The sequence below is a fragment of the Burkholderia sp. AU45251 genome, from assembly GCF_030482905.1.
Lineage (GTDB): Bacteria > Pseudomonadota > Gammaproteobacteria > Burkholderiales > Burkholderiaceae > Burkholderia > Burkholderia aenigmatica.
Genome location: NZ_JAUJQH010000001.1, coordinates 954241 through 975483, shown reverse-complemented (window position 1 = coordinate 975483; position 21243 = coordinate 954241). Strand labels below are relative to the sequence as shown.

General features: G+C 67.6%; 20 protein-coding genes. 17 read left to right on the top strand and 3 right to left on the bottom strand.

The annotated features are described in order from the left end of the window. Positions 1-17: 17 nt before the first annotated feature. The 11 genes from QZM67_RS04260 (at position 18) to QZM67_RS04210 (ending at position 11522) form a co-directional block, all read left to right on the top strand. A complete protein-coding gene (locus QZM67_RS04260; protein ID WP_301800914.1) occupies positions 18-545 on the top strand; it encodes a cupin domain-containing protein in 528 nt (175 codons plus the stop codon). An 18-nt stretch (positions 546-563) separates the two neighbouring features. Next, positions 564-1460 (top strand): alpha/beta fold hydrolase, encoded by an 897-nt coding sequence (locus QZM67_RS04255; RefSeq protein WP_301800913.1) that lies wholly within the window; start codon positions 564-566, stop codon positions 1458-1460. Next, positions 1457-2314 (top strand): IclR family transcriptional regulator, encoded by an 858-nt coding sequence (locus tag QZM67_RS04250; protein WP_301800912.1) that lies wholly within the window; start codon positions 1457-1459, stop codon positions 2312-2314. Before QZM67_RS04255 ends, QZM67_RS04250 begins: the two co-directional genes overlap by 4 nt. Next, entirely contained in the window at positions 2311-3108 is a 798-nt protein-coding gene (locus QZM67_RS04245) for an SDR family oxidoreductase (RefSeq protein WP_043177336.1), read from the top strand. Before QZM67_RS04250 ends, QZM67_RS04245 begins: the two co-directional genes overlap by 4 nt. After that, positions 3101-4768, top strand: coding sequence for a thiamine pyrophosphate-binding protein (locus tag QZM67_RS04240; RefSeq protein ID WP_301800911.1), 1668 nt, complete (start codon positions 3101-3103; stop codon positions 4766-4768). Before QZM67_RS04245 ends, QZM67_RS04240 begins: the two co-directional genes overlap by 8 nt. Continuing rightward, positions 4761-5576 carry an aspartate dehydrogenase gene (locus tag QZM67_RS04235; protein WP_301800910.1) on the top strand — a complete coding sequence of 272 codons (816 nt, stop codon included), beginning with the start codon at positions 4761-4763 and terminating at the stop codon, positions 5574-5576. The genes QZM67_RS04240 and QZM67_RS04235 overlap by 8 nt, the downstream gene beginning before the upstream one ends. Before the next feature lie 72 nt (positions 5577-5648). Then, positions 5649-7139, top strand: a complete 1491-nt coding sequence (locus QZM67_RS04230; RefSeq protein WP_301800909.1) for an aldehyde dehydrogenase — start codon at positions 5649-5651, stop codon at positions 7137-7139. A gap of 18 nt (positions 7140-7157) precedes the next feature. Beyond that, the gene (locus QZM67_RS04225) at positions 7158-8120 is read left to right on the top strand and encodes a VOC family protein (protein WP_175025847.1); all 963 of its coding nucleotides are present in this window, start codon (positions 7158-7160) and stop codon (positions 8118-8120) included. Beyond that, the gene (locus tag QZM67_RS04220; protein WP_301800908.1) at positions 8117-9361 is read left to right on the top strand and encodes an NAD(P)/FAD-dependent oxidoreductase; all 1245 of its coding nucleotides are present in this window, start codon (positions 8117-8119) and stop codon (positions 9359-9361) included. Before QZM67_RS04225 ends, QZM67_RS04220 begins: the two co-directional genes overlap by 4 nt. A gap of 30 nt (positions 9362-9391) precedes the next feature. Further along, entirely contained in the window at positions 9392-10792 is a 1401-nt protein-coding gene (locus tag QZM67_RS04215; protein WP_301800907.1) for an MFS transporter, read from the top strand. Positions 10793-10970: 178 nt separating this feature from the next. Further along, positions 10971-11522 carry a GNAT family N-acetyltransferase gene (locus QZM67_RS04210; RefSeq protein WP_301800906.1) on the top strand — a complete coding sequence of 184 codons (552 nt, stop codon included), beginning with the start codon at positions 10971-10973 and terminating at the stop codon, positions 11520-11522. Positions 11523-11566: 44 nt separating this feature from the next. Here the strand turns inward: QZM67_RS04210 and QZM67_RS04205 are convergent, their stop codons facing one another. Beyond that, entirely contained in the window at positions 11567-11920 is a 354-nt protein-coding gene (locus QZM67_RS04205) for a hypothetical protein (RefSeq protein WP_301800905.1), read from the bottom strand. Between the two features lie 81 nt (positions 11921-12001). Then, a complete protein-coding gene (locus QZM67_RS04200) occupies positions 12002-12928 on the bottom strand; it encodes an ADP-ribosylglycohydrolase family protein (protein WP_301800904.1) in 927 nt (308 codons plus the stop codon). 177 nt (positions 12929-13105) lie between these two features. Here QZM67_RS04200 and QZM67_RS04195 point away from each other — a divergent pair, with 177 nt between their 5' ends. From QZM67_RS04195 to QZM67_RS04170, 6 genes are all read left to right on the top strand, one after another. After that, a complete protein-coding gene (locus tag QZM67_RS04195) occupies positions 13106-13333 on the top strand; it encodes a DUF3079 domain-containing protein (RefSeq protein ID WP_175025841.1) in 228 nt (75 codons plus the stop codon). Positions 13334-13527: 194 nt separating this feature from the next. Further along, the gene (hcp, locus tag QZM67_RS04190; RefSeq protein WP_301800903.1) at positions 13528-15195 is read left to right on the top strand and encodes a hydroxylamine reductase; all 1668 of its coding nucleotides are present in this window, start codon (positions 13528-13530) and stop codon (positions 15193-15195) included. A gap of 13 nt (positions 15196-15208) precedes the next feature. Continuing rightward, entirely contained in the window at positions 15209-16231 is a 1023-nt protein-coding gene (locus QZM67_RS04185; protein WP_301800902.1) for a 2Fe-2S iron-sulfur cluster-binding protein, read from the top strand. A gap of 260 nt (positions 16232-16491) precedes the next feature. Continuing rightward, positions 16492-16875 (top strand): hypothetical protein, encoded by a 384-nt coding sequence (locus QZM67_RS04180; RefSeq protein WP_301800901.1) that lies wholly within the window; start codon positions 16492-16494, stop codon positions 16873-16875. Positions 16876-16960: 85 nt separating this feature from the next. After that, a complete protein-coding gene (locus QZM67_RS04175; RefSeq protein ID WP_301801406.1) occupies positions 16961-17353 on the top strand; it encodes a PPC domain-containing DNA-binding protein in 393 nt (130 codons plus the stop codon). A gap of 97 nt (positions 17354-17450) precedes the next feature. After that, positions 17451-17963 carry a DUF4274 domain-containing protein gene (locus QZM67_RS04170; RefSeq protein ID WP_301800900.1) on the top strand — a complete coding sequence of 171 codons (513 nt, stop codon included), beginning with the start codon at positions 17451-17453 and terminating at the stop codon, positions 17961-17963. A 119-nt stretch (positions 17964-18082) separates the two neighbouring features. Here QZM67_RS04170 and acnB read toward each other — a convergent pair whose 3' ends face one another. Continuing rightward, positions 18083-20668: a bifunctional aconitate hydratase 2/2-methylisocitrate dehydratase gene (acnB, locus tag QZM67_RS04165; RefSeq protein ID WP_301800899.1), complete on the bottom strand. Its 2586-nt coding sequence runs from the start codon at positions 20666-20668 to the stop codon at positions 18083-18085. Positions 20669-21243: the final 575 nt, after the last annotated feature.

Here is a 21243-nt window from a genome sequence, read left to right as displayed (position 1 = left end):
TGATGAAGGAGAGGACGATGGCGGACGCCGATCTCGAACGCAAGTCGTGGGACCAGCCGGAAGGCGCAAGCTTCAACGACTGGATGGAAGGGCGCGTGGCGCGCTACGCGACCCGTCGCTACGACTGGGACGCACTGAAGTTCCAGGCCGACTACGACCCGAAGTACCGCCGCGCGCAGATGCGCTACGTCGGCACGGGCGGCACGGGCGTCGCGAAGGACGTCAACACGGTGCCGGCCGGCGGCTTCACGTTTTCGACGATGGTCATCCCGGCCGGCAACATCGGCCCGAGCCACATCCACATGGACGTCGAGGAAATCTTCTTCGTGCTGCGCGGCAAGATGAAGGTGATCTGCGAGCGTGAAGGCGAGACGTGGGAAGCGATCCTCGGCGAGCGCGACCTGATCTCGGTGCCGCCCGGCGTGTATCGCACGGAAATCAACATTGGCGAGGAAGACGCGCTGATGTGCGTGATGCTCGGTTCGCCGAAGCCGATCACGCCGACGTATCCGCCCGATTCGCCGCTCGCGAAGATCAAGCGCTGAAACGGAGCGGGTGAAGCAATGAGTGTCATCGACAAACGTGAACGCGACCGCACCGCGGCGTTCGCCGCGCTGCTCGGGCAGTTTCCCGAACAGCGTTGCGCGGCCGGCGCGGCGGGCACGATCGGTTATCGCGAGGCCGGCGCGCAGCATGCGGGCCGTGCGCTGCCCGTCGTGCTGCTGCACGGCATCGGCTCGGGCGCCGCATCGTGGGTCCGCCAGCTCGACACGCTCGGCGCATCGCGGCGCGTGCTCGCGTGGGATGCGCCCGGTTATGGCGTGTCGACGCCGGTGCACGGCGCGTCGCCGGCCGCCACCGATTACGCGGCTTCGCTGAATGCGTGGCTCGAGGCACTCGGCATCGAACGCTGCGTGCTGGTCGGTCATTCGCTCGGCGCGATCATCGCGGGCGGTCTCGCCCGCGTGATGCCCGCGCGGATCGCCGGCCTGCTGCTGGTGTCGCCCGCGGGCGGCTACGGCAGCGCACCGGCCGAAACCCGCGAATCGCGCCGCGACGCGCGGCTCGCGATGCTTGCCGAACTCGGCCCGGCCGGGCTCGCCGAGCAGCGCAGCGGCAACATGCTGTCCGGTTTCGCGAACGAGGATGCGCGTGCGTGGGTGCGCTGGAACATGGCGCGCATCGTGCCGGCCGGCTACGCGCAGGCCACGCATCTGCTCGCGAATGCCGATCTCGCGACCGATCTCGCCGGCTTTCGCGGCCGCACGGCCGTGGCCGTCGGCGCGAACGACGCGATCACGCCGCCCGCCGCGTGCGAGCGGATTGCCGCGGCCGCGCACGTCGGGCTACAGGTGATTCCGCAAGCAGGCCATGCCGGCTACGTGGAAGCGCCGGCCGTTTATTCCGCACTGATCGACACGTTCTGCCGTCAGTGCGACCAACAGCGGGGAATGGCATGAACGAACCGCTACAACAACCCGATACCGAAAACGGGAAAGCCGAAGCCAGCTACGTGGTGCCCGGCCTCGAACGCGGGCTGCGGATCCTCGCCGAATTCTCGCCGCGCGAGCCCGTGCTCGGCGCGCCCGAATTGTCGAAGCGGCTCGGCATTCCGCGCACGACGGTATTCCGTTTGCTGCAGACGCTCGAATCGCTCGGCTTCCTCGAGCGCGCGGACAAGGATCGCAACTACAAGCTCGGCATCGCCGTGCTGCGACTCGGCTTCGAATACCTGAGCTCGCTGGAGCTGACCGATCTGGGCCTGCCCGTGATCGAGAGCCTGCGCGACGCGACCGGCTTCACGACGCACATCGTGATCCGCGACGGCCGCGACGTGGTGTTCGTCGCGAAGGCGCAGAGCCAGGCGCCGGTGTTCAGCTCGATCCGCGTGAATGTCGGCACGCGCTTGCCCGCGCATGCGACGACGCACGGCCACGTGCTGATGGGCGACCTGTCGTTGAAGGAACTGCACTCGCTGTATCCGGAAGGCGCGCTGAACCGGATGACGAACGCGACGCCGGAGACGGTCGACGCGCTGTATGAAGTGATCCGCGAGGATGCGCTGCGCGGCTACGGCGTCAGCAATTCGTCGTTCGAGCGCGGCATCTCGGTGGTGACGGCGCCGGTGCGCAACGAGACGCAGAAGATCGTCGCATGCATCACGGTGACGGTGCCGAGGCCGGAGATCGACGCGGCGCTGATCGCGGACGGTCTGATCGACAAGGTGCAGCGCGCGGCGGCGGAATTGTCGCGGCGGCTCAATTACCGCTCGGATGACGAGCACACGTTTCTGAAGGCTTTAGGACTCCGATGATCCAGATCGATCTGACCGGGCAGGTGGCGGTGGTGACGGGCGGTTCGTCCGGCATCGGCCTCGCGACCGCCGAACGGTTCCTGCAGGCGGGCGCGTCGGTCGCGATTTGCGGCCGCGACAGCGAGCGCCTGGCGCGCGCCGAAGCGATGCTCGGCGAGAAATACCCGGGCGCGCAACTGCTCGCCGCACGCTGCAACGTGCTCGATGAGCAGGATGTGGCTGCGTTCGCTCAAGCGGTGTCGACACGCTTCGGCCGCGCCGACATGCTGGTCAACAACGCCGGCCAGGGCCGCGTGTCGACCTTCGCCGACACGACCGACGACGCGTGGCGCGAAGAGCTCGAACTGAAGTATTTCAGCATCATCCGCCCGACCCGCGCGTTCCTGCCGTTGCTGCGCGACGCGCAGGCGCCGACGATCACCTGCGTGAACTCGCTGCTCGCGCTGCAGCCGGAGCCGCACATGGTCGCGACGTCGTCGGCGCGCGCGGGCGTGCTGAGCCTCGTGAAGTCGCTCGCGACCGAGCTTGCGCCGCAGCGCATCCGCGTGAACTCGATCCTGATCGGCATCGTCGAGTCGGGCCAGTGGCGCCGCCGCTATGAAGCGCAGGCGCAGGCCGGCGAAAGCTGGGAGGACTGGACGGGCGCGATCGCCCGCACGAAGAACATTCCGCTGAACCGCTTCGGCAAGCCTGACGAGGCCGCCTGGGCACTCTTTTATCTCGCAACGCATCTGTCGTCGTACACGACGGGCAGCCATATCGACGTTTCTGGAGGCTTTGCACGCCATGTCTAAAAAAACCACGGTTGGCGAGCTGATTGCCGCCTTTCTCGAGCAGTGCGGCGTGAAGACCGCATTCGGTGTCATCTCGATCCACAACATGCCGATCCTCGACGCGATCAACTCGCGCGGCAACATCCGGTATGTCGGCGCACGCGGCGAAGCCGGCGCGTTGAACATGGCCGACGGCCTGGCCCGCGTGTCGGGCGGCCTCGGCGTCGCGTTCACGAGCACGGGCACGGCGGCGGGCAACGCAGCCGGCGCGATGGTCGAGGCGCTGACGGCCGGCACCGCGCTGCTGCACGTCACCGGGCAGATCGAGACGCCGTATCTCGACCAGGATCTCGCGTACATCCACGAAGCGCCGGACCAGTTGTCGATGCTCGACTCGATCTCGAAGGCCGCGTTCCGCGTGCGCACCGTCGAAACCGTGCTGCCGACGATCCGCGAAGCCGTGCGCATCGCGCAGACCGCGCCGACGGGCCCCGTATCGGTCGAGATTCCGATCGACATCCAGGCTGCCGAAATCGAATGGCCGGAAGACCTCGCACCGGCACACGTCACGGTGCGCGAGCACGACACCGCACGCGTCGCGAAGCTCGCCGACGCACTGGCGGCCAAGCGCCGCCCGCTGCTGTGGCTCGGCGGCGGCGCGCGCCACGCACGCGAGGAAGTCGAACGCCTCGTGAAGCTCGGCTTCGGCGTCGTGACGAGCGTGCAGGGCCGCGGCGTGCTGCCCGAGGATCATGCGGCGACGCTCGGCGCGTTCAACGTGCATGCGTCCGTCGAAGCGTTCTACAAGACCTGCGATGCACTCGTCGTCGTCGGCTCGCGCCTGCGCGGCAACGAGACGCTGAAGTACAAGCTCGCACTGCCGCAGCCGCTGTTCCGCGTCGATGCCGACGCGCTCGCCGACAACCGCGGCTATCGCAACGAGCTGTTCGTGCACGGCGATTCGAAGCGCGTGCTGGCCGAGCTGGCCGACCGCCTCGAAGGCCGCCTGTCGGTCGATCCGCAATTCGCCGTCGATCTCGCGGCAGCCCGCGAGCAGGCGGTGGCCGACGTGTCGAAGGGCCTCGGGCCGTACAAGCAGCTCGTCGACACGCTGCAGGGCGCCGTCGGCCGCGACTACAACTGGGTGCGCGACGTGACGATCTCGAACAGCACGTGGGGCAACCGCCTGCTGAAGATCTTCGAGCCGCGCTCGGGCGTGCATGCGCTCGGCGGCGGCATCGGCCAGGGCATCCAGATGGGCATCGGCGCGGCGCTGGCGGACGCGGCTGCGAAGACGGTCTGCCTCGTCGGCGACGGCGGCCTGATGGTCAACGTCGGCGAGCTCGTCACGGCCGTGCAGGAAAACGCGAACGTGATGATCGTGCTGATGAACGACCAGTGCTACGGCGTGATCCGCAACATCCAGGACGCGCACTACGGTGGCCGCCGCTGCTTCGTACAGCTGCACCAGCCCGATTTCGCGCAGTTCTGCGCGAGCTTCGGCCTCACGCACTATCGGATCACGTCGCTCGACCAGGCGGAAGCGATCGTGCGTGAAGGGATGGCGAAGGAAGGGCCGGTGATGGTCGAGGTCGACATGCTGTCGGTCGGCTCGTTCGCGTCGAACTTCGCGGGCCCGCCGGTGAAGAAGGAAGCGCCGTCGGAGCGCCAGTATGCGTAACGGCCACGCACCCGTCGACGTCGCGATGATCGGCTTCGGTGCGATCGGCGCGGCCGTGTACCACGCGGTCGAGCACGATGCGTCGCTGCGCATCGCGCACGTGATCGTGCCGGAACACCAGCGCGCGGCGGTGCAGGGCGTGCTGGGCGGCGCGGTGGAGGTCGTGTCGTCGGTCGACGCACTGGCCCGCCGCCCCGAGTTCGCACTCGAATGCGCGGGCCACAGCGCGCTCGTCGATCACGTCGTGCCGCTGTTGAAGGCCGGCACCGACTGCGCGGTCGCATCGATCGGCGCGCTGTCCGATCTCGCGCTGCTCGACGTGCTCGCGCAGGCGGCCGACGAAGGCGATGCGACGGTCACGCTGCTGTCCGGCGCGATCGGCGGGATCGACGCGCTGGCGTCCGCGAAGCAGGGCGGCCTCGACGAAGTGCTGTACGTGGGCCGCAAGCCGCCGCTCGGCTGGCTCGGCACGCCTGCCGAGGAACTGTGCGACCTGCGTGCGATGAGCGCGGAAAAGGTGATCTTCGAAGGCAGCGCGCGCGATGCCGCACGCCTGTATCCGAAGAACGCGAACGTCGCGGCCACCGTCGCGCTCGCGGGCCTCGGGCTCGACGCGACCCACGTGCGCCTGATCGCCGATCCGGCCGTCGAGCGCAACGTGCATCGCATCACCGCGCGCGGCGCATTCGGCGAGATGTCGCTGGAAATGAGCGGCAAGCCGCTGCCCGACAACCCGAAGACGTCCGCGCTGACGGCGTACAGCGCGATCCGCGCGCTGCGCAACCGCGCGGCCCGCTGCGTGATCTGACCGGGCCATTGAATGTCCGCCCGCGCCACGGCGAGGGCGGACGTGCAGAGACAGATTTGTGGGACTTGTGACATGACTCCTTTCGATACGAGCCTCGTACCCGACGGCAACATCCTGATCGGCGGCGAATGGCGGCGCGGCCGTGGCGCGCGTTACGCGAGCATCTATCCGGCCGACCAGTCGCTGAACATGGAAGTGTCGACCGCGAACGCGGACGACGCGGCCGAAGCTGTCGTCGCCGCCGACGCCGCGTGGCGCCGCGCCGACTGGGCCGGGCTGAAGCCGCACCTGCGTGCGCAGGTGCTGTACCGCATCGCCGACCTGATCATGCAGCGCCACGAGGCGCTCGCGAACCTGCAGCGCCGCGACAACGGCAAGCCGATCAGCGAGACGCGCGTGCTGGTGGCCAGCGCCGCGAACACGTTCCGCTATTTCGCGGCGTGCCTTGAAACGCTCGACGAGGAACTGACGCCGTCGCGCGGCGATTACCTGACGATGAGCGTGTACGAGCCGATCGGCGTGATCGCGGCGATCACGCCGTGGAATTCGCCGATCGCGTCCGATGCGCAGAAGCTTGCGCCGGCGCTGGCGGGCGGCAACGCGGTCGTGCTCAAGCCGGCTGAAGTCACGCCGCTCGTGTCGCTCGCGCTGGCTCGGATCTGCGAGGAAGCCGGCGTGCCGAAGGGCGTGCTGAGCGTGTTGCCGGGCAAGGGCTCGGTGATCGGCGACGTGCTCGTGCGTCATCCGCTCGTGAAGAAGGTGTCGTTCACCGGCGGCACCGAAGTGGGTCGCGGCATCGCGCGCATCGCGGCCGAAAAGCTGATGCCGGTGTCGCTCGAACTCGGCGGCAAGTCGCCGACCATCGTCTGCGATGACGCCGATCTCGATCACGCGGTCAACGGCGTGCTGTACGGCATTTTCAGCTCGTCGGGCGAAGCGTGCATCGCGGGTTCGCGGCTGTTCGTGCAGCGCGCGGTGTACGACGAATTCATGAAGCGTCTCGTCGCGGGCGCACGCAAGCTGCGCGTGGGCGACCCGACGCGTCCCGACACGCAGATGGGGCCGCTGATCACCGCGAAGCATCGCGAATCGGTGGAGCGCTACGTCGCGCTCGGTCTCGAAGAAGGCGGCCGCCTGCTGTGCGGTGGCGAACGGCCGTCGGGCGACGGGCGCGAGAACGGCTTTTTCTATCAGCCGACGATTCTCGAAGGCCTGCCGAACAGCGCGCGTATCTGCCAGGAAGAAATCTTCGGGCCCGTGCTCGTCGCGATGCCGTTCGACGACGAAGCGTCGCTGATCGCGCAGGCGAACGACAGCGTGTTCGGCCTGGCGGCCGGCATCTGGACGCGCGACTACAAGCGCGCCTGGCGCATCGCGCGTGCGCTGGAGACGGGCACCGTCTGGATCAACACGTACAAGCTGTTTTCGATTTCCACGCCGTTCTCGGGCTGGAAGGAGAGCGGGATGGGGCGCGAGAAGGGCCGCCTCGGCATCCGCGAATACATGCAGCAGAAGAGCCTCTACTGGGGCTTGAACGACGCGCCGCTGCCGTGGGCGAACTGAGCGAAGGGGAATGACGCAATGAGCATTTTGGGAATCGAGCAGATCACGTACGGCGTCGACGACCTCGCGACCTGCCGGCGCTTTTTCGCCGACTGGGGGATGAAGGAAGTCTCGCACGACGATTCGCGCGCACGCTTCGAGACGCTGAACGGCTGCACCGTGCTGGCCGTCAAGGCCGACGATCCGGCGCTGCCGCCCGCGTTCGAAGCGGGCCCGACGCTGCGTGAAGTCACATGGGGTGTCGCGACGCAGCAGGAACTCGACGCGCTGCGCACGAAACTGGCCGGCCAGCCCGGTTACTACGCGCAGGACGATGCGGTCGGCTGCATCGACCCGAACGGGATGGCGATCCGCATCGAAGTCACGCGCAAGCGCGAGCTCGACATCACGGGCTCGCCGTCGAACGTGTGGGGCCAGACGCTGCGCGTCGACCAGCCGAGCCCGATCTATGCACGCGCGGAACCGGTCGAGGTCGGGCACGTGGTGTTCTTCACGAACTGCCTCGACGCACAGGAAAAGTTCTATCACGAGCTGCTGGGCTTCGAGACGTCCGACCGTTACCCGGGCCGCGGCGCGTTCATGCGCTGCGCGCCGCACGGCGGCCACCACGACCTGTTCCTGCTGGCGCTGCCGAACGGCAAACGCGGCCTGAACCATGTCGCGTTCACCGTGCGCGACATCCACGAGGTGTTCGGCGGCGGCATGCACATCGACCGCTGCGGCTGGGAAACGCAACTCGGCCCGGGCCGTCACCCGGTGTCGTCCGCGTACTTCTGGTACTTCCAGAACCCGGCCGGCGGCCTGATCGAGTACTACGCGGACGAAGACATGCTGACGCCCGAATGGCAGCCGCGCGAATTCGAGCCGGGTCCGACCGTGTTCGCCGAATGGGCCGTCGACGGCGGCCTCGACGGCAACACGCGCCGGCAGAAGAACGCGAAGGCGCCGGAAGGCAAGTTCATGACGGAGCGGAAATCATGAGCGAAGGGAACGAACAGGCGCAGGCTGCGCCCGGCACGGTCGTCGTGATCGGCGGCGGCCAGGCCGCCGGCTGGGTGCTGAAGACGCTGCGCGCGGAAGGCTTTGCCGGCCGTCTCGTGATGATCGCGGACGAACCGCATCTGCCGTACGAGCGTCCGCCGCTGTCGAAGGCCGTGCTGGCCGGCGACGCCGACATCGAAACCGTGCGCGTCGTGCGGCCCGACGAATTCGACGCGCTGAACGTGGAAGCCTGGCAGCCGGAACGCGCCGCATCGATCGACCGTGCGCGCCGCGTCGTGGCAACCGAAAGCGGCCGCGAGATCGAATACGACCGGGTCGTGATCGCGACCGGCGGCACGTCGCGCCGCCTGCCGGACGCGCTCGTGAAGACGCCGAACCTGCATTACCTGCGCACGCTCGACGAAGCGGCCGCGCTCGGCGAGAAGCTGCGCGCGAGCCAGCGCGTGCTCGTGATCGGCGGTGGCTGGATCGGCCTCGAAGTCGCGGCGACCGCGCGCAAGCTCGGCGTCGAGGCGGTCGTGGTCGAAGGCGCGCCGCGGCTGTGCGGCCGCTCGGTGCCGCAGATCGTGTCGGATTTCCTGCTCGACCTGCATCGTGCGAACGGCGTCGACGTGCGGCTCGGCGCGGCGCTCGCATCGCTCGACGCGCAGCCCGACGACGCGTCGAAGGTACGCGCGACGCTGGCGGACGGCACGACGATCGACGCCGATTTCGCGGTGGCCGGCATCGGCCTCGCGCTGAACGCGTCGCTCGCGAGCGATGCGGGGCTGGCGATCGACGACGGCATCGTCGTCGACGAATTCGGCGCGACCAGCGACCCGGCGATCTTCGCGTGCGGCGACGTCGCGAACCATCACAACGGCTGGCTGAAACGGCGCGTGCGGCTCGAATCGTGGGCCAACGCGCAGAATCAGGCGATCGCGGCCGCGAAGGCCGTGCTCGGCGTGCGTGCCCCGTACGCGGAGATCCCGTGGTTCTGGTCCGATCAGTACGACGTGAACCTGCAGATCCTCGGCGATCTGCCGGCCGATGCGCAGCTCGTCGTGCGCGGCGAGCTTGCCGCGCGGCGCGCGACGCTGTTTTTCGTGGGCGAAGGACATGTGAGAGGTGTCATCGCCGTCAACAACGCACGTGAGCTGAAGCTCGCGCGCAAGTGGATGAACCAGGGCCGGGCAGTGGATACGGAAGCCCTGGCAGACACGAGCAAGACACTGGCCTGACCGGGCGACGAGACACAGGAGACACCCCGCATGAGCACTTTCGACAACGTCGTGGCCGGTCGCGCCACGATGGAAGCTGCCGCCTCCACGCCCGGCGCGATCATCGCGCGGCTCGAGCGGCTTCCGGCCAACGCGATGCAGATCCGCGCGCGCGTGCTGATCGGCACCGCGACGTTCTTCGACGGCTTCGACGTGATCACGATCGCGGCGACGCTGCCGCTGCTGATTCACAAATGGGGGCTGTCGCCGACGCAGATCGGCATGCTGATCGCGTCCGGCGCGATCGGCCAGCTGATCGGCGCCTTCCTGTTTCCGGCGCTGGCGGAGAAGCACGGCCGCGTGAAGGCGATCGCGTGGAGCTCGGCCGTGATCGGCATCACGAGCATTGCGTGCGGCTTCGCGCCGACCTTCGAGATCTTCGTGCTGCTGCGGATCCTGCAGGGCCTGGGCCTGGGCGGCGAGCTGCCGGTCGCCGCGACGTACATCAACGAGATCACGCGCGCGCATGGCCGCGGCCGCTTCGTGCTGCTGTACGAGATCGTGTTCCCGATCGGCCTGCTCGTGTCGATGGCGCTCGGTGCGTGGCTCGTGCCGCGTTTCGGCTGGGAAATCATGTACTTCGTCGGCGGGCTGCCGCTGATTCTGTCGTTCGTGCTCACGCGCATCGTGCCGGAGTCGCCGCGCTGGCTCGCGTCGCGCGGGCGCCTGGCCGAAGCAGGGCGCGCGGTCGGCGCGTTCGAAGCGTCGGTGCGCGGCGAGCTGCCGCCGGTCACGCAGGTGGCCGCGTTCGACGAGATGGTGCGCCAGCATCCGAAGCGCAAGATGAGCGACCTGTTCAGCGCCGCGTATCGCAAGCGCACGCTCGCGGTGGCGACGTTGTGGGCGACCTGCGGGTTCATCCAGTACGGGCTGTCGACGTGGCTGCCGACGATCTACAAGAATTTCTATCACGCACCGCTGCAGCTCGCGCTGAACCTCGCGGTGATCGGCTCGGTGATGGGCGTGCTCGGGTCGCTGGCGTCCGCGCTGCTCGTCGACAAGCTCGGCCGCAAGCCGGTGATCGTGTGGTCGTTCGTGCTGTGCGCGCTGTCGCTGGCGTTCGCGGGCATCTATCATGCGTCGTCGGTGTATGTCGTCTCGATCTTCTGCTCGCTGTCGCTCGGGTTGATGGCGTCGGGGTTCATCACCGCGTACGTCTATACGCCTGAGCAGTATCCGACGAGCATCCGCGCGTCGGGCTGCGGGCTCGGCAGCGCGTGGCTCAAGATCGCGTCGTTCGTCGCGCCGATGGTGGTGCCGCACGCGATCATCGGCGGCAACCTCGCGCCGGCGTTCTACCTGATCGGCATCGTGCCGCTGATCGCGGCGGTGACCGTGCACTTCGTCGGGATCGAGACGAAGGGGAAGGTGCTCGAAGCGCTTGAAGCGTAAGCGCGGCCGGCAGGCGGTAACAGCTGAGGCGAAGAGGCCCGGGCGATGATGTCCGGGCCTTTTTGTTTTGCGGTGATTCGGGGTGCCACGGTGGGGCGCGGCGTACGAGCGCGTGCAATGACTGACTCCCGGCTTGCGTGTTCTAATTCACGATCCCGTTTTTCGACCGACTGTCGCCATGCCCCTGTTCGAACCCGTCACGCTGGATACTTCCCGCCTCGTCCTGCGGCCGCTACGCGAAGCCGATGCGCACACCTTCTTCGAGATCTGGTCGGATGCGGAAGCGATGCGCTATTTCTCGTTCTCGCCGATGACGCACATCGAACAGGCGATCGAACGTGTCGCGCGCAACGTGAAGAATTCCGCGAGCGGGCAGGACCTGATCTGCGTGCTCGAATTGCGGGAAACCGGCGAAGCGCTCGGCGAATGCGTGCTGTTCCATGCGAACGAGCAATGCCGGCGCGCCGAGATCGGCTTCTGCCTGCGGCGCAAGTTCTGGAGCGGCGGTTACATGCGCGAAGCGGCATCGGCCGTGATCGATCACGCGTTCGGCACGCTGCGGCTGAACCGGCTCGAAGCCGATATCGATCCGCGCAACGTTGCGTCGGCGCGGCTGCTCGAACGGCTCGGCTTTGTGCGGGAAGGGTTGCTGCGCGAACGCTGGATCGTCGGGGACGACGTATCGGACAGCGCGCTGTACGGGTTGCTGGCGAGCGACCGGCGCGCGTGATGCGTGACGTGTGATGCGGCCGGGCCGGCGATGGCCCGGTTGTATCAATCCCAGCGGCTGTCTTCCATGTCGGCTTCCACGTCGGCGGTGCCGCCGAATCCCAACTGCTTGAGCTGCGCGTAGTAGCGCGTGTAGTCGAATTCGCCGTCCTCTTCCCACGGTTCGAGATCCCGGATCACGTCGGCCATCCACGGAATCCAGCGCGGCGGAGGCGGCCATTTCAGGAAGTAGGTCACGCGCTCGCGCTCGTGCCACGTGTGCTGTTCCCACCATTCCTGAAACACCGTCATGAACGTTTCGCCGCCGCCCATGCGCCACCGCATGCTGTACGGATGCGAAGCGGCCGCGATGACCCACGGCGGCGGAACCGCACCGTACTGCGCGAGGTAGTCGGCCACGCTTCGTCTGTACCAGTCTGCGTCCGCATACTGCCCCGTCAGATCTCCTTCCGCTGTTTGCCGCGTATTCCCTTGGCACGCTCACGGTTTCGCGAGCCAGCCCTCGACCTGTTCTTTCCCGCGCAGCGCCGCGACCCAGCGGGTGGGCAACGCGTGCTCGCCGTACAGCGCGCCGGCGAGGCTACCGGCGATGGCCGCTGTCGTATCCGTATCGTTGCCGAGTCCGATCGCGCGCTTCACGCAGTCTTCGTAGCTGCCCGTCGACAGCAGGCAATGGATTGACGACCAGAAGCTGTCGACCACGTAACCGGATCCTTGCGGCGCATCGAAGCGGCCATCGAGCACGATCTTCAGTTCGCTCTCGTCGGCGGTGCCCGCGTAGCGCGCCAGCAACTCGTCTTCGGCCGCGCGCACGGCATCGGGCGCGGGCTGGCCTTCGACGATGCCCCATGCCGTCAGGCCGTAGAGCGCACAGCACAGTTGCGAGCGTACGTGGCCGTGCGTGACGACGCTCTGCTTGCACGCGAGCCGGATCGCTTCGTCGCGCGATGCGGCGACCATGACCACCGGGAAGCAGCGCATCAGCGAGCCGTTGCCGTTGTCGCGCTCGCCGTTCGGGCCGGCAACAACTGGCGCCGCGCCGGCCGCCAGCGCGTGGAATGCACGCTGCGTCTGCAGGCCGACGTCGAACACGCGGCCGTCCGGCGTGAAGGCGCCGCGATGAAACCAGTCCTGCAGGTTGCGCGCGAACGTGTCGAGATTCAGGGCGTGGTCGTCCGACAGCGCGTCGAGCAGCGCGAGCGCCTGCGCGCCGTCGTCGCTCCAGGTGCCGGGCGGCACGCCGTCGTGGGCGCGCGCAAAGCCGGGCGGTGGCGTCATGTCGATCGCGGCGGGCGGCGGAATCGACTCGGCGTCGTGGAATTCATACGGCACGCCCAGCGCGTCGCCGATCAGCAGGCCCAGCAGGCCGCCGCGCAAGCGGGATCGTCGGTTCGGAGTGGTGGTCATCGGACAGGGATCGGGTTGGCGGCTCGCGCCGCGGAATACCGTGCAGCCTAGACCAATCGTGTGCGCGTGCCTAGCCGATGCCGCGCCGCCGGTGCGAACGAGTGCCGCATGGCCCGTGTGCGCCGGTGAGCTAGAGTCGAACGGTAGTGGATGAAACGACATCGGGAAGACAAGATCATGGCCAAGAAATTTCCGCTGCATCCCGTGCATCCGGAGCGGATCTGCTGGGGATGCGACAACTACTGCCCGACACACGCGATGCGTTGCGGCAATGGCTCCAGCCGTACGCAGCACCCGAGCGAGCTGCTCGGCGACGACTGGTATCGATACGGCGACTGGGGCATTGAAGGCGCGGATGCCGACAACGAACATGAAGCCGCGACCGAAGCCGGCGGGCAGTCATAGCGACAAGTTGCCTCACCTGCGCGCATCCGGTTTCTTGATCTGCATCACGGTTGCGAAACGCGTGCCGAAACATCATGAAAAAAGATGCATAAGACACGCATCTTGAAGCGGGCGGGATGCCCGGCAGCCGGGAACCCGCGTTCCGCTGTCGCTCGCGCCGACCCGCGCCCCCATGATCGAGAATGGAGAGCACCGTGTTTTGCTATCAATGCGAACAGACTGACAGGACCGGCACGCGGCCCGGCTGTGCATCGGCGAAAGGCAACTGCGGCAAGGATGCAACGACGGCGGACCTGCAGGACCTGCTGGTCCATGCAGTGAAGGGCATTGCGCAATACGGCGCGATCGCGCGTGCGATGGGCGCACCGGATCGCGATGCCGACCGGTTCGTGCTGTATGCGATGTTCACGACGCTGACCAACGTGAACTTCCATGCGGCCCGTTTCGTCGCGCTGTTGCGCGAAGCGGCGCAGATGCGCGACCGCGTGAAGGCCGCATGCGACGCGAGCGCGCGGGCGGCGGGCACGGTCGTCCCGGCGCAGCACGGGCCGGCGATGTGGCAGCCGGCGGACGATCTGGCCGGGCTGCTGGAGCAGGCCAAGAGCGTCGGCGTGGACCACGGGCTCGACAAGGTGGGCGCGGACATCGTCGGCCTGCGCGCGCTGGTGCTGTACGGGCTGAAGGGCGTGTGCGCGTACGCGCATCATGCGCGGGTGCTCGGCTACGAGCGCGACGACATCTACGAGGGGATCGAGGCGGCGCTCGCGTTTCTCGCGCGCGACCCCGACGACGTCAACGCGCTGCTCGCGCAGGCACTCGACCTCGGCCGGTTGAACCTGACGGTCATGGAACTGCTCGACAGCGCGAACACCGGCCGCTTCGGCGCGCAGCAACCGACGGCCGTGCGCGTGTCGCCGGTGGCGGGCAAGGCGATCCTCGTGTCGGGCCACGATCTCGGCGATCTGCACGCGCTGCTCGAACAGACGGCCGGCACCGGCATCCAGGTGTACACGCACGGCGAGATGCTGCCGGCCCATGCGTATCCGGTGTTGAGGGCGTTTCCGCATCTGGCCGGCAACTACGGCGGCGCATGGCAGGATCAGCAGAGCGACTTCGCGCATTTCCCGGGGCCGATCCTGATGACGTCCAACTGCATCATCGAACCGATGCCGCAATACCGGCAGCGGATCTTCACGGCGGGTCCGGTCGGCTGGCCGGGTGTGCGCCATCTCGAGCATCACGATTTCTCGACGCTGATCCGCGCCGCGCAGGCGCTGCCCGGGTTCCCGGCCACGGCGCCGGAGGAGACGATCACGGTCGGCTTCGGCCGGCATGCGGTGCTCGGTGTCGCGGACAAGGTCATCGACGCGGTCAAGGCCGGACAGATCCGCCATTTCTTCCTGATCGGCGGCTGCGACGGCGCGGCACCGGGCCGCAACTACTACACCGAGTTCGCGGAGCAGGCGCCGGACGATACGGTCGTGATGACGCTCGGCTGCAACAAGTACCGGTTCAACCGGCACGCGTTCGGCGATATCGGCGGCATTCCGCGCCTGCTCGACCTCGGGCAGTGCAACGACAGCTACTCGGCGATCCGGATCGCGACGGCGCTCGCCGACGCATTCGAATGCGGGGTGAACGACCTGCCGCTGTCGCTCGTGATCTCGTGGTTCGAGCAAAAGGCGGCCGCCGTGCTGCTGACGCTGCTCGCGCTCGGCCTGCGCAACATCCGCCTCGGGCCGACGCTTCCGGCCTTCGTGACGCCGGGCGTGCTGGCGGTGCTGGTCGAGCAGTTCGGCATCCAGCCGATCGGCGACGCCGGTACCGACCTGGCCGCGTCGCTGGCGCGCCAGGCCGCTTGAGCGGGATCGTTCGATGACTTATCGCATCGAGATCACGACACGCGACGGCGAGCGCTTCGGCTTCGCCTGCGATGCCGGGCAGGATCTGCTGTCGGCAGCGGCCGAGGCCGATATCACGCTGCCGTCGCAATGCCGGCGCGGAAGCTGCGGCGCGTGCCAGGCGACCGTCGTCGACGGCGCGTACGAGACGTCGACCGACAGTGCCGGCGTGCTGCCGGCCGGCCAGCGCGGCGTGGTCCTGTTGTGCCGGACCCGGCCGCGCGGCGATCTGCGGGTCGCCGCGCCGTACGACCGCACCAAGGTGTTGCTGCATCCGGTGCCCGTGCGCACCGCGCGGATCGCGGCGCTCGAGACGATCGCGGCCGACACGATGCGCGTCGAGCTGCAGGTCGAGCCCGACGACGCGTTCGGCTCGGCCGCGGAATTCGAGCCGGGCCAGTTCGCGGAACTCGAGGTGCCGAGCAGCGGTATGCGCCGCCCGTATTCGCTCGCGAACACGAGCAACTGGGACGGCCGCCTCGAATTCCTGATCCGGCTGCGGCCGGGCGGCTGGTTTTCGACCTACCTGCGCGAGCGTGCGCGGCCGGGCGATCCGCTGACCGTGCGCGTGCCGATGGGCGGCTTCGGGCTGTTCGCGGACAGCCTGCGGCCGCGCTGGTTCGTCGCGGGCGGCACCGGGCTCGCGCCGATCCTGTCGATGCTGCGGCGCATGGCTGAATTTCAGGAGATGGTCGACGCGCGGCTGTTCTTCGGCGTCAATCAGGAAAGCGAACTGTTCATGCTGGATGAACTCGCGCGATTGCAGGCGGACCTGCCGCAGTTGCGCGTCGATCTGTGCGTCTGGCGGCCGGGCGGGGAGTGGGCCGGGCTCAGTGGCACGCCGGTCGATGCGTTGCGCGCGGCGCTCGCGCAGGTCGGCGCGCCACCGGACGTCTACGTGTGCGGACCGCCCCCGCTCGTGCAGGGTGTACGGGACGTGGCAATGGCGGCAGGCGTGCCCGATGCGCAGTTCGCGAGCGAGCGTTTCACCGTGTGATGCTTGCATCCGGCACCGATGGTGCGCTGCGGGTATGGCGGCGCCAGCGGAAGGCTGCGCCGTCCGGTGTGCAACGTGCCAGCGCGGCCCGCTGGTCCGTTGCCGCGAAGCCGTCGCACGGCGTCGCCGCGTATTCGTCCGGAGGGCGCGCGCGTCGCTGGCGGTATGCTTGCGCCCGGGACCGGCGCCGGTGACGGACGACGGAGCGCAATCCGCGCAGCCGACGACACGGCGGCGGCATCGGGGCATGGAGGCACGACATGGAGCAGGTGGTGGTGATGCACGTTGCGCCATATTCAACCGACAGCGAGTGCGCGGCGGTGACGTTACGGTGCGGCGAACACGCGATCACGGTGTTCTCGTTCGGAGGCGACGCGCGCGTCGACGACATCGTGCGAACGCCGGTGTCGGCAGTCGACTGCGAGGTCCGGGCGGCCTGTCTCGACGATTGGCCCGACGACGCAAGACGTGCAGCCAGCCGGCAACGGATCGGGAAAACCGGGAACCCGTACGGCTACCGCGGATGCGGGTGGGTCATCGATCGGGAGCAGGGATTGATCGACGTGGTCGGCTTCACGCTCGACATGGGCGAGTTGCCATGCGACGGCGCGGTCGAATTCGAGTGCCTCCGGCTCGATCTCTGACCGGGCGGGCGACCGGCGGGCTTGCCGGATTGCCGTCACGAACTTACCCTTGGTCGACATCCCGGCCCCGAACAGGATCACGACCATGCAAGCCCACCCTCTGCGTCTTTCTCCCGGCGACGACCTGCGCGCGTCGATCGAGCACGCATTACGTCAGCACGACGCGCACGCAGCCTTCGTGATCCAGGGCATCGGCAGCCTGAGCGTCGCGCAGTTGCGCTTTGCCGGGGCCGACGTGCCGACCGAACTGCGCGGCGACCTCGAAATCCTGACGCTGGCCGGCTCGGTATCGCCGGACGGCGCGCACTTGCACATGTCCGTTTCCGATGTGGTCGGCCGCGTGTCGGGCGGCCACGTGGCCAGCGGCTGCGTGGTGCGCACGACCGCCGAGATCCTGCTTGCCGTGCTTCCCGCGCATCGCTTTGCGCGCGAACCCGACCCGCACACCGGCTTCAACGAACTGGTGATCCGCCGTTAGCCGGGTGGCGAGGGCGCGTGACGGTTGCGAAGCCGCGTTAGAATTGGCGGTCATTCGACGCTTTTTCGCCATTCACCGTTCCGCGAGGCCGCCATCCATGGATGATTCCGACATCGAACAAAAGGCGTGGGATATCGTCCGCACCTGGCTCGAGGGCGCGACGCCCGAGCAATTGCACCGCTTCGCCGCGCGCTCCAATTACGACGGTAACAGCCGCGCGCTGCGCTGGCTGCTCGACAACCGCAACATCGATCGCGCCACCGCGCTGCTGATCTACTGGAGTCTGGGCGCCGCGTGGTTCGTGCAGTACGCGAACGAAAGCGACCTGGGCAACGCGTCGTATCAACTGGACCAGTTCCGGCTGGTGCGTGAAATCGAGCAGCGTTATGCCGACGGCTATTACGCCGATCACGGGATCTGGTTCGATCCGCATGACTACGAAGGCGCGAGCCCGAACGACTATCCCGATCTCCCGGTCGCGCGACCGGTGCCGGCGCTGATGCTGCAGCCGACCGACGGCCGCGAGTATGTCGATCTCGACGAAGCGGAAGGGTACGACGAAGGCTTGCCGTTCGACGTGGTCGAGCGGCTTTACGCGCTTCACGAGTGACCGGGCCGGCGCTGCCCTCCGGCGCCCGATAAAAAAATGGCGCCGCGGGCATTCAGCCTGCGACGCCATTGCGTGGTGTGCTGCGACGTCTACCGCCCGTCGCAGCCCGCTCCGCGTGCTTACAGCTGCACGGTGTCGGCCACTTCCTTGAAGTCTTCGATCTGATCGAAGTTCATGTACTTGTAGATCTTGTCGCCGTCCGCGCTGAGCACGCCCATGTCGGCCATGTACTCTTCCTTGGTCGGGATCTTGCCCAGACGCGAGCAGATCGCTGCCAGTTCCGCCGAGCCGAGGTACACGTTCGTGTTCTTGCCCAGGCGGTTCGGGAAGTTGCGGGTCGACGTCGACATGACCGTCGCGCCTTCGCGCACCTGTGCCTGGTTACCCATGCACAGCGAGCAGCCCGGCATTTCGGTACGCGCACCGGCCGTGCCGAACACGCCGTAGTGGCCTTCTTCGGTCAGCTGCTTCTGGTCCATCTTGGTCGGCGGCGCGACCCACAGCTTGACCGGGATGTCGCGCTTGCCTTCGAGCAGCTTCGACGCGGCACGGAAGTGACCGATGTTGGTCATGCACGAGCCGATGAACACTTCGTCGATCTTCGCGCCTGCGACGTCCGACAGCGTCTTCACGTCGTCCGGGTCGTTCGGGCATGCGACGATCGGCTCGTGGATGTCGCCGAGGTCGATCTCGATGACGGCCGCGTACTCGGCGTCGGCATCCGGCGACAGCAGTTGCGGGTCGGCCAGCCACTGTTCCATCGCTTCGATACGGCGCTGCAGGCTGCGCGGATCCTGGTAGCCCTGCGCGATCATCCACTTCAGCAGCGTGATGTTGCTGTTGAGGTATTCGATGATCGGTTCCTTGTTCAGGTGCACCGAGCAACCGGCTGCCGAACGCTCTGCCGACGCATCCGACAGCTCGAACGCTTGCTCGACCTTCAGGTCGGGCAGGCCTTCGATTTCGAGGATACGGCCCGAGAAGATGTTCTTCTTGCCTTGCTTGGCGACCGTCAGCATGCCTTGCTTGATCGCGTACAGCGGGATCGCGTTGACGAGGTCACGCAGCGTGACGCCCGGCTGCATCTTGCCCTTGAAGCGGACCAGCACCGATTCCGGCATGTCCAGCGGCATCGTGCCGGTGGCGGCCGCGAACGCGACCAGGCCCGAACCTGCCGGGAAGCTGATACCGATCGGGAAGCGGGTGTGCGAATCGCCGCCGGTGCCGACGGTGTCGGGCAGCAGCATGCGGTTCAGCCACGAGTGGATCACGCCGTCGCCCGGGCGCAGCGCGATACCGCCACGCGTGCTGATGAAGTTCGGCAGCGTCTGGTGCGTCTTCACGTCGACCGGCTTCGGATAAGCGGCGGTGTGGCAGAACGACTGCATCACGAGATCGGCCGAGAAGCCGAGGCACGCGAGATCCTTCAGTTCGTCGCGGGTCATCGGGCCCGTGGTGTCCTGCGAGCCGACCGAGGTCATCTTCGGTTCGCAATACGTGCCCGGGCGCACGCCCTGGCCTTCCGGCAGACCGCAGGCGCGGCCGACCATCTTCTGCGCGAGCGAGAAGCCCTTGCCGCTGTCGGCCGGCTGGTGCGGCAGGCGGAACAGCGTCGACGGCGCGAGGCCCAGCGCTTCGCGTGCCTTCGCGGTCAGGCCGCGGCCGATGATCAGCGGAATGCGGCCGCCGGCGCGCACTTCGTCGAACAGCACGTCGGACTTGACCTGGAATTCGGCGATCACGTTGCCGTCCTTCAGCGCCTTGCCTTCGTACGGGCGCAGTTCGACCACGTCGCCCATTTCCATCTGCGACACGTCGAGTTCGATCGGCAGTGCGCCGGCGTCTTCCATCGTGTTGTAGAAGATCGGGGCGATCTTGCTGCCGAGGCACACACCGCCGAAGCGCTTGTTCGGCACGAACGGGATGTCTTCACCCGTGAACCACAGCACCGAGTTGGTGGCCGACTTGCGCGAGGAGCCGGTGCCGACCACGTCGCCCACGTAGGCGACCAGGTGACCCTTTTCCTTCAGCGATTCGATGAACTTGACCGGGCCGCGCTTGCCGTCTTCTTCCGGCGTGATGCCCGGGCGTGCGTTCTTCAGCATCGCCAGTGCGTGCATCGGGATGTCCGGGCGGGTGGTGGCGTCCGGGGCCGGCGACAGGTCGTCGGTGTTGGTTTCGCCCGTCACCTTGAACACGGTGATGGTCAGGCTTTGCGGCACTTCCGGACGGCTCGTGAACCATTCGGCGTCGGCCCAGCTTTGCAGCACGGCCTTCGCGTGCGCGTTGCCCTTGTCGGCGAGTTCCTTGACGTCATGGAACTGGTCGAACATCAGCAGGGTTTTCTTCAGTGCGTCGGCGGCCACGGCAGCGACGGCTTCATCGGACAGCAGCTCGATCAGCGGCTGGATGTTGTAGCCGCCCAGCATCGTGCCGAGCAGTTCGGTGGCGCGTTCGCGCGAGATCAGCGGGGAGGCGGTCTCGCCCTTGGCCACGGCAGCCAGGAAGCCGGCCTTCACGCGGGCGGCTTCGTCGACGCCGGCAGGCACGCGATGGGTGATCAGGTCGACGAGCGTCTGCTCTTCGCCGGCAGGCGGGTTCGCCAGCAGTTCCACCAGTTCGGCGGTCTGCTGAGCCGTCAGCGGCAGGGGAGGAATACCGAGCGCGGCGCGGGCGGCCACGTGAGCACGAAAGTTTTCAAGCATGGGGAGACCTGCTGATATTGCGTTTGAGGGGAAGGCCTTGCCGGCACTCCGGGGCTGTTCCAGGCACTGCTTTGAGCGGGATTCTAATCTCAATGCTCTGTAACGTCAAATGTCTTATGTCTTATATAAGAGTTGCGGGGCGCGGCACGGAAAAGCCCGATGGGACGGGGGAGTTGGGTTTTTCGGACGTGTTTCGGTGGCTTGCCTGGGCGTGAACGCGGGAGAGGGGTTCCGGGTGGTTCCGACCGCCGCCGGGATGTGTGCGGGCGGCGGGGCCGGGTGGCCAACTGCGGCCCGGGATCGTCCGTTCGCGCCAGGCCGCTCCCGTCGGATCAGGCATGCCGTCATGCGGAATGGGCGCGGGCCGTTCGGGACGGCAGGCGAGGGGCGCGACCGGTAACGAAGTCCCGGGAGCCTTGCTTCCGGGGCCGTGGCGCACATATCTGCACAAGCACGTAAGGAAACGGTACACACATGGCGCTTTCGCGCGCCTACGCTCCATTTCGCACGACTTTCAATCAGGTTTCAAAAGCCGAGGCGAGCAGCGGTGCGTGCCGATCGCCCCGTCCCGAACG

Bases quoted from the DNA above. Each gene is read 5' to 3' on its own strand.
- QZM67_RS04180 (WP_301800901.1), top strand. From the start codon at position 16,492: ATGGAGCAGGTGGTGGTGATGCACGTTGCGCCATATTCAACCGACAGC.
- QZM67_RS04200 (WP_301800904.1), bottom strand. From the start codon at position 12,928: ATGACCACCACTCCGAACCGACGATCCCGCTTGCGCGGCGGCCTGCTG.
- acnB (WP_301800899.1), bottom strand. From the start codon at position 20,668: ATGCTTGAAAACTTTCGTGCTCACGTGGCCGCCCGCGCCGCGCTCGGT.
- QZM67_RS04170 (WP_301800900.1), top strand. From the start codon at position 17,451: ATGGATGATTCCGACATCGAACAAAAGGCGTGGGATATCGTCCGCACC.
- QZM67_RS04250 (WP_301800912.1), top strand. From the start codon at position 1,457: ATGAACGAACCGCTACAACAACCCGATACCGAAAACGGGAAAGCCGAA.
- QZM67_RS04215 (WP_301800907.1), top strand. From the start codon at position 9,392: ATGAGCACTTTCGACAACGTCGTGGCCGGTCGCGCCACGATGGAAGCT.
- QZM67_RS04245 (WP_043177336.1), top strand. From the start codon at position 2,311: ATGATCCAGATCGATCTGACCGGGCAGGTGGCGGTGGTGACGGGCGGT.
- QZM67_RS04240 (WP_301800911.1), top strand. From the start codon at position 3,101: ATGTCTAAAAAAACCACGGTTGGCGAGCTGATTGCCGCCTTTCTCGAG.
- QZM67_RS04255 (WP_301800913.1), top strand. From the start codon at position 564: ATGAGTGTCATCGACAAACGTGAACGCGACCGCACCGCGGCGTTCGCC.
- QZM67_RS04195 (WP_175025841.1), top strand. From the start codon at position 13,106: ATGGCCAAGAAATTTCCGCTGCATCCCGTGCATCCGGAGCGGATCTGC.
- QZM67_RS04175 (WP_301801406.1), top strand. From the start codon at position 16,961: ATGCAAGCCCACCCTCTGCGTCTTTCTCCCGGCGACGACCTGCGCGCG.
- QZM67_RS04210 (WP_301800906.1), top strand. From the start codon at position 10,971: ATGCCCCTGTTCGAACCCGTCACGCTGGATACTTCCCGCCTCGTCCTG.
- QZM67_RS04235 (WP_301800910.1), top strand. From the start codon at position 4,761: ATGCGTAACGGCCACGCACCCGTCGACGTCGCGATGATCGGCTTCGGT.
- QZM67_RS04185 (WP_301800902.1), top strand. From the start codon at position 15,209: ATGACTTATCGCATCGAGATCACGACACGCGACGGCGAGCGCTTCGGC.
- QZM67_RS04230 (WP_301800909.1), top strand. From the start codon at position 5,649: ATGACTCCTTTCGATACGAGCCTCGTACCCGACGGCAACATCCTGATC.
- QZM67_RS04225 (WP_175025847.1), top strand. From the start codon at position 7,158: ATGAGCATTTTGGGAATCGAGCAGATCACGTACGGCGTCGACGACCTC.
- QZM67_RS04260 (WP_301800914.1), top strand. From the start codon at position 18: ATGGCGGACGCCGATCTCGAACGCAAGTCGTGGGACCAGCCGGAAGGC.
- QZM67_RS04220 (WP_301800908.1), top strand. From the start codon at position 8,117: ATGAGCGAAGGGAACGAACAGGCGCAGGCTGCGCCCGGCACGGTCGTC.